This is a genomic window from Kitasatospora sp. NPDC059408 (assembly GCF_042751525.1).
Taxonomy (GTDB): domain Bacteria; phylum Actinomycetota; class Actinomycetes; order Streptomycetales; family Streptomycetaceae; genus Kitasatospora.
In genome coordinates, this window is record NZ_JBHYWI010000021.1 from 53,978 (window position 1) to 66,417 (window position 12,440).

Annotated in this window: 5 protein-coding genes; all 5 read left to right on the top strand. The window is 75.7% G+C overall.

From position 1 onward, the window contains the following. Positions 1-236: 236 nt before the first annotated feature. The 5 genes from ACFXDE_RS16445 to eccB all read left to right on the top strand — a co-directional run bounded on the left by ACFXDE_RS16445 (position 237) and on the right by eccB (position 12,438). Complete coding sequence (locus ACFXDE_RS16445) at positions 237-1,808, top strand: MFS transporter (RefSeq protein ID WP_380494827.1); 1,572 nt, start codon at positions 237-239, stop codon at positions 1,806-1,808. A 419-nt stretch (positions 1,809-2,227) separates the two neighbouring features. Continuing rightward, positions 2,228-5,248, top strand: coding sequence for a BTAD domain-containing putative transcriptional regulator (locus tag ACFXDE_RS16450; protein ID WP_380494735.1), 3,021 nt, complete (start codon positions 2,228-2,230; stop codon positions 5,246-5,248). 383 nt (positions 5,249-5,631) lie between these two features. After that, positions 5,632-9,615 carry a type VII secretion protein EccCa gene (gene eccCa, locus ACFXDE_RS16455; protein ID WP_380494737.1) on the top strand — a complete coding sequence of 1,328 codons (3,984 nt, stop codon included), beginning with the start codon at positions 5,632-5,634 and terminating at the stop codon, positions 9,613-9,615. A 74-nt stretch (positions 9,616-9,689) separates the two neighbouring features. Then, positions 9,690-11,087, top strand: coding sequence for a type VII secretion integral membrane protein EccD (gene eccD / locus ACFXDE_RS16460; RefSeq protein ID WP_380494740.1), 1,398 nt, complete (start codon positions 9,690-9,692; stop codon positions 11,085-11,087). Positions 11,088-11,100: 13 nt separating this feature from the next. Beyond that, entirely contained in the window at positions 11,101-12,438 is a 1,338-nt protein-coding gene (gene eccB, locus ACFXDE_RS16465; RefSeq protein WP_380494742.1) for a type VII secretion protein EccB, read from the top strand. Positions 12,439-12,440 lie beyond the last annotated feature (2 nt).

A 12,440-nucleotide genomic window follows, 5' to 3' on the forward strand; every position in this document is an offset into this window, starting at 1 on the left:
AAGCCCCTACGGAGGTTCCATCACGGTTCATGGGTTGGGTTGGGGATTCCTCGCACCCGGGCGCGAAGCTGATCGGCGGCTCCCCCGGTGCGACCGGTCCGGGAGCCGGGCGCGCGCCGGACGGCGGCGCCCCCACCGCAGCCGGTGCCCGTGCGGCACCTCCGCAGTCGAAGGATCGTCTCGTGAATTCCGCAACGGTGCAGGGCCCCACGGCCGGACGGGGCGTCACGCTCGTCATGGCCTGCCTGGGCGTCTTCGTCGCCTACCTCCCCGTGACCACCGTGTCGGTGAGCCTGCCCGCGATCCAGCGGGCGCTGGGCGCCTCCACGTCCCAGCTGTCCTGGGTGTCGGACGCGTTCGTGCTGCCGATGGCCGCGCTGATCCTCACCACGGGCGTGTGGGGCGACGTCCACGGCCGCAAGCGGGTGTTCCAGGCGGGCATGGCCTTCTGCGCGCTCGGTGCGGCCGTGTCGCTCTCGTCCGACTCGGTGGGGTCGGTGTGGGTCGGGCAGGCGGCCTCCGGGCTGGGGGCGGCGGCGCTGTTGCCCACCACGCTGGCGATGATCAGCCACGCGGTGCCCGACCACCGGGAGCGCGGGAGGTTCATCGGCCTGTGGGCGACGTCCCTGCTGGCGTCGCTCGCCGTGGGCCCGCTGATCGCCGGGGTGCTGCTGGAGCACGTCGCGTGGCGCTGGATCTTCCTCCTGCCCGTCCCGGTGTCCCTGATCGTGCTGGTCGTCGCGGCGTTCGTGCTGCCGGACTCGCGCGCGCCGCACGGCCGCCGGCTCGACTGGCCGGGCCAGATCAGCGCGGCGGTCGCGGTCACCGCGGTCGTCTACGGCGTGATCGAGGGCGGCGCGAACGGCTTCGGCGAGCCCGCCGTGGTGGCGGCCCTGGTGCTGGGCGCGGTGAGCGCGGCCGCGTTCGTGGCCGTGGAGCGGCGCAGCACGAGCCCGATGCTCGACCCGGCGCTGTTCCGCAGCCCGGCCTTCACCGCCACCGCCCTGGTGGCGATGATCAGCTTCCTGGGCCTGATCGGCTTCTTCTTCGTGCTGAGCCTGTACTTCGGTCTGGTGCAGCACCTGACGACGATCCAGGCGGCGCTGCGGATGGTGCTGGTGACCGGGGCGGCCATCGTCGCCGGCGGGCCGGTCGGCCGGCTGATGCACCGGGTGTCCGCCCGGGTCCTGATCACCACGGGCCTGGTGGTGACGGCGGGTTCGCTGCTGTCGCTGACCACGCTGGACGCCCACACCTCCTTCGGCTCGATCGCCTGGCGGCTGGTCCTGCTCGGCCTGGGCCTGGGCGCCGTCCTCACTCCGATGACCGCCTCGGCCGTCGCCTCCGTCCCGCACCACCTGGCCGGCATGGCCGCGGCCGGGAACAACGCCTTCCGTCAGGTCGGCGGCGCGCTCGGCCCCGCCGTGCTCGGCACCCTGCTCACCACCCGGGCCCTGCACACCCTTCCCGCACACCTCGCCGACACGGGTGTGCCCGCCGAGACCGTCGACCGCGTCCTCGCCACCGCGCACGGCCAGGGGCTCGGCGCCGTGGCCGCACTCCACCTGGACGCCGCCACCGGACCGGCCCTGACCGCCCTGAGCGGCTCGTTCCTCGACGGCCTCCGGCTGTGCCTGGTCGTGTCGGCCTCGCTCGCCCTGCTGGCCGCGCTCACGTGTGCCGTGCTCCTGCGTCCGGCCGCGCGTGCGGGCCGCGGCGCGCGTGCGGACCGCACCGCGCCGGTCGCCGACGGCCGGGGCGCCGCCGCTGAGGGCACGTCCGACCGGGAGCCGGCACACACCTCGTGACGCGGCCAGGACCAAAACCGCCCTGGTGACACCGTCCTCGTGACGCCGCCCGGACCGACGCCGCCCCGGTGGGACCGCCCTCCCGCCGGGGCGGTGTGCGGATCCGGTCGCCGCGAGATTCAAGCCTTGGTCAAATTTCCCGCGGAGCAACCCGATCCGGTTTTCCCACTGCGCCTTTCCGGCCCGATCGGCGCGCATTCCGGGAGGCCTGCGGCAGCGCGGCCATCGATCGTGAACGAACGCTGACGCCGCGTCAAGGGTCACGATCACCGAGATGCGGTGCCATGACAAAGGTGTGCTAGTAATACGAATAATGACGCCCCTCGGGGAGGCGGGGAACCCGGGACCACACATCGGACATGGCGGCCACGGGCCCTCACCGGGACGCCTGGGCGTCACGCACGAGGGGACCGCAGTCCATGATCCATCCCGTCCGGTTCTTCCTGCTGGGCACGATGCGGGCACAGTACGGGGACGAGGGGCTACCGGTCGGATCGCCGCTGCAGCAGGCGATGCTGGCCGCACTGTTGTTGCGCGACGGCCGGGCGGCCGGCGCCGCGGAACTCATCGAGGCCCTGTGGGGCGACGAGGCGCCCGCCAGCGCGTCCGCCATGCTGCGCACCTACGCCTGGCGGTGGCGCAAGGTCCTGGAGCACGACAGCGACGCACCGGTGATCCTCACCTCGGTGGGCGACGGCTACCGCACCGTCGTGCCGGCCGGGGCCGTGGACGCGCTGCACATGGAGAAGCTCGCCGCCGCCGCGATGGGCGCGGCGCGCGGCGGTGAAGAACCCGCGCAGGTGCGGCGGCTGTTCGCCGAGGCGCTGGAGCTGTGGGGCGGCGAGCCGCTCACCGGGGTGCCGGGACCGTTCGCCGAGCAGCAGCGCACCCGGCTCGGGGAGCTGCGGACCAGCCTGCTGGAGGAGCGCTGCGGCCTGGACCTTGAGCTGGGCGACACCGCCCTCGCCATCCCGGTGCTGCGCGACCTCACCGCCGAACACCCGCTGCGCGAGCGGCCGTACGCGCTCCTGATGCGGGCGCTCTACCAGAGCGGCTGCCAGGCCGACGCGCTCGCCCTCTACGACCGGGCCCGCCGGCTGCTCGCCGAGGAGCTGGGCGTCGACCCGGGCCCGGAGCTGCGCGAGATCCACCAGCGGATCCTGCGCAACGACCCCACCCTGCTCGGTACGGCCGCCACGCGTCCGGCACCGGCCGTGCAGCCCGGCCCGGTGCCGGCCCAACTCCCGGCCGACATCGCCGACTTCACCGGCCGGGAGGCCGAACTCGAGGCGCTGCACACCGCGCTGACCGCAGCCGTGCGCGAGCCGGCCGGGGATTCCGCACTGCCCATCGCGGCGGTCTCCGGGATGGGCGGGGTGGGCAAGACGGCGCTGGCCCTGCGGGTCGCCCACCGGCTGCGCGCCGGCTTCCCCGACGGCCAGCTGTACGCGGACCTGCGCGGCGACCAGGACACGCCGGCCGACCCGAACGTCCTGCTGGCCAGCTTCCTGACCGCCCTCGGCATCGCGCCGGGCGCCGTCCCGGAGGCACTGGAGGACCGGGCCCGGCTCTTCCGCTCGCTGCTCGACGTCCGCCGGGTGCTGGTCGTGCTCGACAACGCCAGGGACGCCGCCCAGGTCCGCCCGCTGCTGCCCGGCTCGGCCCGCTGCGCCGTCCTCGTGACCGGCCGCGCCCGGCTGTTCGGCCTGGCCACCGCCGTCCAGGTCGACCTGGACGTGTTCAGCGTCGCCGAGGCGCGCAGACTGCTGGCCCGCACGGCCGGCGCCGAGCGGGTCGCCGCCGACCCGACGGCCGTCGGCGAGCTGATCCGCCACTGCGGGCGGCTCCCGCTGGCGGTGCGGATCGTGGCGGCCCGGCTGGCCTCGCGCCCGGCCTGGACGGTGGCCCGACTGGCCGACCGGCTGGCCGCCGAGCAGGACCGGATGGCCGAGCTGCGGCTGGGCGACCTGGCAGTGGCGGGCGCCTTCGAGTGGGGCTACCGCCAGTTGACGGCGGAGCAGGCCGACGCGTTCCGGGTGGTCGCCGCGGTGTGCCGGCCGGACATCGGCGCACCGGCCGCGGCGGCCGTCCTCGGGACCGGGCCGCGCCGGGCCGAGGACCTGCTGGAGTCGCTGGTCGACGCCGGCATGCTCACCGCCCCGCGGCCCGGCCGCTACCGCTACCACGACCTGCTGCGGGTCTACGCCCTCCAGATCACCGGCCCCGACGGCCCCGACGGCACCGAGGAGCAGGCCGAGGAACAGGCCACGGCGCAGCGCCACCACCTGCACTTCCTGCTGGCGCACGCCACCGCCGCCTTCCAGTGGCTGGTGCCCGGCGATCCGATCGGCACCGCACTCACCTCGGCGCTCACCCCCGCGCTCACCCCGGGCCCCGCCTTCGAGGACGCCCAGGCGGCGGCCGACTGGGTGGCCGAGGAGTTCGAGGCGGCCATCACCGCGGTCCTCGCGACGGCCCGCCGGGCGGCGCCGGTCGAGGACGTCCGGGCCGCCGCCGACCTCCTGGTCGCGCTCAGCCCGTTCGACGCCGACCCGCGCTACGGGCGTCTCGCCGACGCCGCCGCGGCCGTCGCCCAGGCGGCCGACGCGCTCGGCGACCAGCGCTCGCTGGGCCGCGCCGAGTTCGTCCGCGGCAACCTCGCCGTCCAGGCGGCCCGGCTGGACGAGGCCGCCGAGCACAGCCGCCGCGCGGCCGACGCCTGCCGGGCCGGCGGCGACGTGGTGGTGTTGCAGCAGGCGCTGAACGACCTCGGCCTGCTCGCGCAGTTCCAGCACCGCTACCAGGAGGCGGTGCGCCTCTACGACGAGGCGAACTCGCTGGCCCGCGCGCTCGGCCACCGCGACGGGCACACGACGACGGCGCTCAACTCGGCGCTCGCCCAGGTGCGCGACGGCCGGCCCGCCGAGGCCGCCGCCGCCTGTCGCCGGCTGCTGCCGGGCCTGACCGACGCGGAGGAGTGGACCGGCCTGTCCTACGCCCTCTACGTGCTCGGCCTGGCCTCGCACGAGCTCGGCGAGCACCAGCAGGCCGTCACCGCGCTGGAGGAGTGCCTGCGGATCTGCCGGGCCGCGGGGATCCCGCTGCGCGAGGCGCAGGCCCGCTACCGCCTGGCCGACACGCTGCGCCTGCTGGACCGTCACGAGGAGTCCCTCGACCAGGCGCTGCGGGCCCTGGCCGACTGCCGGGAGCTCGCCGCCGAGCGGGACCGGGGCCACGCCCTGGTGATCGTCGCCAGGACGCTCGACGGCCTCGGCCGCACCGAGGAGGCCGTCGACCGGCTGCGCGAGGCGCAGGAGCTGTTCGACGGGCTCGGACTGCCCGACGCCGAGGACGTGCGGCGAGTGCTGGCCCGGCTGGACGGTTCGGCCGACGCACCCGCATCACCGGCGAAGACCGGTTACGTCGTGGGCGTCGCGTAGGACACACCTTGGCCCGCCGGGGCCGGAACGGCGACCCCGGCGGGCAGCGACCCGCCGGGGTCAGGACCCGGTGTTGTTCCAGACCTTCATGTCGCCGGCCCTCCTCGCTGCTCCCGCGCGCATCATCGTGAGCGCGAGTTCCTTCGCTGCTCCCGCGCGCATCTCCGTGAGCGCGGATTCCCCTCGCGGTGGCCGCGTGCACGGCACCACTTGCGGCCACAGCCTCCCAGCCCCCGATATCCGTCCGATATCCGGCGCTCTTCGCCGCACCGCAACCCGCCGCCGAGCCGGTTCCCGGCCGCGTAGACCACGCGCGTATCCCACGGTGATCGACTGGGGGCAAGCTCGTTCCTCCGCGGAGAAGAGGAAACGGAGTACGGGATTTGAGCACGGTCCTCGTCAAGCGCCCGCCTCGCGCCGACGGCCCCCCGCTCCCCGAGGGGCAGATCGAACTGGCCGAGCCCCCGGTGCTGGGCGAGCCCGCCACCCCCGACCTCGGCTCCGCGCTGATGTACCTGCCGATGGGCCTGGGCGCCGGCGCGATGGTGCTGATGTTCTCCATGCGCGGCGGCGGTGCGTCGACCTACATGATGTCCGGGATGATGGGCGTCGCGATGGTCAGCATGACGCTGACCCAGATCGGCCGCCCGGGCGCCGAGCGCCGGCGCCGGATGCGCGCCGAACGCCGCGACTACCTCCGCTACCTGACGCAGAAGCGCGTCCAGGCCCGGCAGGCCGCGGCCGAGCAGCGCGCCGCCGTGCTGTGGGACCACCCGGACCCGTCGGAGCTGTGGGCGCTGGCCCGCGGCACCCGGCTGTGGGAGCGGCGCCCCGGGCACGAGGACTTCGCGCGGGTGCGGATCGGGCTGGGCGCGCGCCGCGCCGCCCTGGAGTTCCTGCCGCCGCGCACCAAGCCGGTCGAGGACCTGGAACCGCTGTGCGCGGTGTCGCTGCGCCGCTTCACGCACGCCCACCAGAGCGTCCCCGGGCTGCCCGTCCCGGTGGGTCTGCGCCGTTTCAGCAGCGTCGAGTTCGCCGGCACGGCCGAGGACGCGCTGGGCCTCGCGCGGGCGATCGTCGGGCAGCTGGCGGTCCTGCACTCCCCCGACGAGCTGCGGGTGGTGTTCCTCGGCGACGAGGGCGCCCGCGCGCAGTGGGACTGGCTGAAGTGGCTGCCGCACAACGCCCACCCCGGCGAGGAGGACGCCGCCGGCCCGGCACGCCTGGCCGCCGAGGACCCCGAGACCCTGCTGGACCTGCTCGGCCAGGAGGTCCGCGACCGCCCCGAGCACGACCCGGCGGCCTCGCCCAGCGTCGCCGAGCCGTTCGTCGTGGTCGTCGCCCAGGGCGTGCGGATCCCCGCCAGCTCCCGCCTGGCGGGCGGCGGTCTGCGCAACGTCGTGCTGCTCGACGTCACCGGCACGATGCCCGGCGGCCCCAAGGTGCTGCGGCTGACCGTGAACGACGGGAAGGTCGAGTTCGCCTCCGGCGAGGACACCGACTCGGCCGACGCCGACGCGCTCAGCGCCACCGCCGCCGAGGCCCTGGCCCGCTCGCTGGCACCGATGCGCACCAGCGGCAGCGTGGACCTGGCCGACCGTCCGCTCGAATCGGACCTCGACCTCGTCACCCTGCTCGGCCTGCGCGACCCGCACAGCTTCGACGTCGCCGCCAAGTGGCGGCCCCGGCAGGTGCAGTCCGCCCGCCTGACCGTGCCGCTCGGCGTCACCGACGACGGCGAGGTCGTGGAGCTGGACCTCAAGGAGTCCGCGCAGGGCGGCATGGGCCCGCACGGCCTGCTGATCGGCGCGACCGGCTCCGGCAAGAGCGAGCTGCTGCGCACCCTCGTGATGGGCCTGGCCGCGACCCACTCCTCCGAGGTGCTCAACCTCGTCCTGGTGGACTTCAAGGGCGGCGCGACCTTCCTGCACATGGACCGCCTGCCGCACACCTCCGCCGTCATCACCAACCTGGCCGACGAGATCCACCTCGTCGACCGCATGCGCGACTCCATCAACGGCGAGATGATCCGCCGCCAGGAGCTGCTGCGCGAGGCCGGGTACTCCTCGCTCTTCGACTACGAGAAGGCGCGGGCCGCCGGCGCCGGCCTCGCCCCGCTGCCCTCGCTGCTGATCGTGGTCGACGAGTTCTCCGAACTGCTCGCCAGCAAACCCGAGTTCGTGGACCTCTTCGTCTCCATCGGCCGGCTCGGGCGCAGCCTCGGCGTGCACCTGCTGCTCGCCTCGCAGCGCCTCGACGAGAGCCGCATCCACAAGGTGGAGGGCCACCTCTCCTACCGGATCGCCCTGCGGACCTTCTCCGCTATGGAGTCGCGCAGCGTGATCGGCGTCGCCAGCGCCTACGAGCTGCCGTCCTCGCCGGGCAACGGCTACCTGAAGATCGACACCACCAACCTGGTGCGGTTCAAGGCCGCCTACGTCTCCGGCCCGGCGCCCGAGCCGCTCGCCGCCGACGAGCAGCCCTCCCAGGAGGCCGGCGCGTCCGGTGTGCTGACCGACTTCGGCCTGGCGCGGCAGGGCGCGCTGCGCTCCGAGAGCACCGACGAGTCGCTGGCCGCACTCGCCCCGACCGGCCGTCCCGAACCGGCCGCCGCCGCGCCCGACGAGCAGGCGAACGCCGAGAGCCTCCTGGAGGTGCTGGTCGGCCGCCTGGAGGAGAGCGGGCCGCCGGCCCGGCAGGTCTGGCTGCCGCCGCTGGCCGCCTCCCCGAGCCTGGACGAGCTGCTGCCCGGCATCGTGCCGGACCCGGTCCGCGGCATGAGCGCCGCCGGCCACCCGTCGCTCGGCACGCTGCGCGTCCCGCTCGGCATCGTCGACCGCCCCTACGAGCAGCTGCGCGAACTGCTCGTCGCCGACCTGTCCGGGGCCGACGGCCACGTCGGGCTCGCCGGCGCCCCGCAGACCGGCAAGTCCACCCTGCTGCGCACCCTCATCCTGTCGCTGGCGCTCACCCACACCCCGGGCGAGATCCAGTTCTACTGCCTCGACTTCGGCGGCGGCGGCCTCGTCTCCACCGCCGGCCTGCCGCACGTCGGCTCGGTCGCCACCCGGCTGGAGCGCGACCGCGTGCTGCGCACGGTGGAGGAGCTGACGCAGCTGCTGGAGCGCCGCGAACGCGAGTTCACCTCGCGCGGCCTGGAGTCGATGGCCGCCTACCGCGCACTGCGCGCGGCCGGCGAGATCGACGACCCGTACGGCGACGTCTTCCTCGTGGTGGACGGCTGGTCGACGCTGCGCCAGGACTTCGAGGACCTGGAGGCCAGGGTCATCGACCTGGCCGCCCGCGGCCTGTCCTTCGGCCTGCACCTGCTGGCCTCCGCGGTGCGCTGGTCCGAACTGCGGCCCCGCCTGCGCGACCTGCTCGGCACCAAGTTCGAACTGCGCCTCGGCGACGCACTGGAGTCCGAGGTCGGCTCGCGGATCGCCAATGCCGTCCCGCACCAGCCCGGCCGCGGCCTGAGCGCCGGCGGCCACCACTTCCTGTCCGCGCTGCCGCGCCTGGACAGCTCCGGCGGGACCGCCGACCTCACCCCGGCCACCAAGGCGGCCGTCGCCGAGATCGACGCCTTCTGGACCGGCTCCCCCGCCCCCGGCGTGCGCCTGCTGCCCACCCGGCTGCCGGCCGACCAACTGCCGCCCGCCGAGGGCGACCTGCGGCTCTGCCTCGGCTGGGACGAGCAGCGCCTGGAGCCCACCTGGCACGACTTCTCGACCAGCCCGCACCTCATGGTGTTCGGCGACGGCGAGACCGGCAAGACCAACGCGCTGCGCCTGGCCGTCCGCGCGATCACCTCGCGCTTCAGCACCGACGAGGCCCGGATCGTCGTCGCCGACCCCGAGCGCGGCCTGCTCTCCTCCGTCCCCGAGGAGTACCGGGCGGGCTACGTCGTCGACCGCGACTCGCTCGCCCAGCTCGCCGCGAACGCCGCCCACTCGGTGGGCAAGCGGGTGCCCGGGCCGGACATCACCCCGGAGCAACTGGCGCAGCGCGACTGGTGGGAGGGCCCGCGGCTGTTCGTCGTCGTCGACGACTACGACCTCCTCGCGGGGGCGCCCGGCGCACCCACCCCGCTGGCGCCGCTCGTCCCGCTCCTCGCGCAGGGGCAGCACATCGGGATGCACGTGATCATCGCCCGCAGCACCTCGGGGGCGATGCGGTCGATGACCGACCCCGTCCTGCGGCGGATGTGGGAGCTCGGCAACCCGGCGCTGCTCTTCTCCTACCCCAAGGAGGAGGGCAAGTTCCTCGGCGAGGCCAAGCCGCGCACGCTGCCCGCCGGGCGCGCCCAGCTCGTCACCCGCCGGGCGGTGCGCCTCGTCCAGACCGGGCTGGTGACGCCCGCGTGACCGCCGCTCTCCCGTCCACCGCCCCGTCCACCGTGCCTTCCGCCCCGTCCGCCTCTTCGCCGTCCAGGAGCAGCATGTCGACCCCCGCGCCCGCCGGTGCCCCGCCGGTCACCGAGGTGTGCCGGCTGACCGTCGTCCACACCGACGGCCGCTTCGACGTCTCCGTCCCCGTCTCCACCCCCGTCTCGGCCCTGCTGCCCGTGCTCCTCGGCAGGCTGACGCTGAGCCCGCAGGAGCGCGGCACCGTACAGGTGCTCCAGCGGCTCGGCGAGAACCCCCTCGACCCCGACGGCACCCCCGAGAGCCTCGGGCTGAAGCACGGCGACGTGCTCCACCTGCGGCCCGCCGAGGCCGCGCTGCCCGCGCTGCACTTCGACGACGTCGCCGACGGCGTGGCCCAGGTGATCGGCGGCCGGACGGACCGCTGGCAGCCGGTGGCCACCGTCCGCCTCGCGCTGGCGGCCGGGGCCCTGCTGCTGGCCGTCCTCGCCGCCGCCCTGCTCAGTGGCGGCCCGGGACCGCTCACCGCGGCCACCACCGGCGTGAGCGCCGCCGCGCTGCTGACGGCCGCCTGCCTGGTGGGCACCCGGCCCGGCGCACGGCGCGGCACCGTGCTGACCGCCGCCGTCGGCGCCATGGCCCTCGCCGCCCTCGCCGGGCTCACCTTCCGCGGCGGGCCGGACCACGCGTTCCTGCTCGGCCCGGCCGAGGTCCTCGCCGGCGCCGTCGCCACGGCCGTCGTCTGCGGCGTCCTGCTGATCGTCCGTCCGCTGCCGTTCCTGCTGCCGGGCACCGCGCTGCTCACCGCGGTCGCGGCGGCGGCCGGTGCCGGCCTGGTCCACGTCGCGCACTGGGACGCCGCGCAGGCCCTCGCGGTGGTCGCGGCGGCCCTGTTCGTCCTCGGGCAGCTCGGCCCGCGGCTGGCGCTGCGGCTGGCCGGGGTGCGGGTGCCCGCCCTGCCGCACGACGCCGAGGAGCTCCAGCAGGACATCACCCCCGAACCCCAGGCCCGCCTGGAGCGCGCCGCCGGGGCGGCCAACGACTACCTGGACGCGCTGGCCCTGGCGTCGGCGGTGCTGTACGCGGCGGCCTTCTGGTTCCTGGTGCGCGAGCCCGGCTGGATCAACTGGGTGCTGCCGCTGGTCCTCGCCGGCGCGGTGCTGCTGCGCTCGCGCGGGCTCACCGGCGTCCTGCAGCGGGTCTGCGCCGTACTCGCCGGCACGCTCGGCCTGGCGCTGCTCCTGCTGGCGCACGCCGCCTCGCACGGCACCGCCGCCCGGATCCTGGTGCCCGCCGCGCTGCTCGCCGCGGCCGTCCTCCTGCTGGTCCGCGCGCCCCGGCTGACGGACCGGCTGCTGCCGATCTGGGGGCACGCCGGGGACATCCTGGAGACGGCCACCGTGATCGCCCTCCTGCCGCTGGTCCTCCAGGCCCTGCACGTCTACAGCGCGCTGCGCGTGCTGGCGAGCTGAGCGGGGGCCGGGCATGCAGACACGACGCGACCACCTCCAGGCGTACCGCTTCGCCATGGCCCGCCTGGCCACCGCCCTCGTCCGGGGCGACGTCGGCCGCGGCGAGGGACCGACCGGGCGGGCCACGCTCGCCACCGTGCTCGGCGCCGGAGTCGTGGTGCTGCTGTGCGTCGGCTTCGCCGTCTACGGGCTCATCGCGCCCGTCGCGGACACCCGTTGGCGCAACCCCGGGTCGATCATCGTGGAGCAGCAGACCGGCAACCGGTACCTGCTCCTCGACGGACAGCTCCGGCCGGTGCGCAACTACGCCTCCGCCCTCCTCCTCGGCGGCAAGAGCAGCGCCGTCCACACCGTCTCCGGCGCCGAACTCGGCACCACCCCGCACGGGGCCCCCGTCGGCATCCCCGGCGCCCCCGACTCGCTGCCCGCGCCCGCGGGCCTGCTGCCCGGCCCCTGGACCTGGTGCCTGCGGCCCGACCTCGCGGGCGGCCAGCTGCTCGACCTCGCCCCCGACGGCCAGACCGCCGCCTTCCCCGACGACCGGCAGGTGCTGCTCGCCGCCCCCGACGGCTCGCACTGGCTGCTGTGGCGCGGCGTCCGCTACCCCGTGCCCTCCGACACCGCGCTCATCGCGCTCGGCCTGGACGGCGACCGCCCGGTCCCCACCCCGCAGAACTGGCTCGGCGCGCTGCCCACCGGCGCCCCGCTCGCCGCCGCCGTCCCGGAGGCCGGGAAGCCGGCCGGCCGGGTCGCCGGGCACGAGGTCACCGTCGGCCAGCTCTTCCGCACGGCCACCGGCGGCGTCCAGCACTCCTACGTGATGACCGACGCCGGCGTCGCCCCGGCCAGCGCCACCGCCGCGGCCCTGCTGGCGGCCCGCCCCGGCGCCCCGGCCGTCCTGACCGTCGGCGCCACCGACATCGCCGCCGCCCCCGTCTCCCCCGACCAGTCGCTGCTCACCGCGCTGCCGGACGTCCTCGGCGCCCCCGGTCTGGACGCCGGCGCCCAGACCGCGTGCCTGCGCCAGCGCGCGGACGGCACCAGGCTGACCAGCCAGCTGGTCGTCGAGGGCGGCCAGGCCGCCACCGGGACCCGGACCGTGCTCGTCCCGCCGACCCGCGGCATGCTCGCCGTCGACCTGGAGCAGCTCGCCCGCCAGAACGGCAACGCGCAGACGTTCCTGGTGACCGATCAGGGCATCGCCTACCCGCTCGGCGACAGCCGCGCCGGCACGGCCCTCGGCATCACCGGCGCCCCCGCGACCGCGCTGCCGGAGGACCTCCTCAAGCTCCTCGGCCACGGCCCGACGCTCACCGCCCGGGCGGCCGCCGACACCGTGCAGGGAGGCTAGCC

Coding starts and splice junctions, on each gene's coding strand:
- ACFXDE_RS16445 (WP_380494827.1), top strand. CDS start 237: ATGGCCTGCCTGGGCGTCTTCGTCGCCTACCTCCCCGTGACCACCGTG.
- ACFXDE_RS16450 (WP_380494735.1), top strand. CDS start 2,228: ATGATCCATCCCGTCCGGTTCTTCCTGCTGGGCACGATGCGGGCACAG.
- eccD (WP_380494740.1), top strand. CDS start 9,690: ATGTCGACCCCCGCGCCCGCCGGTGCCCCGCCGGTCACCGAGGTGTGC.
- eccB (WP_380494742.1), top strand. CDS start 11,101: ATGCAGACACGACGCGACCACCTCCAGGCGTACCGCTTCGCCATGGCC.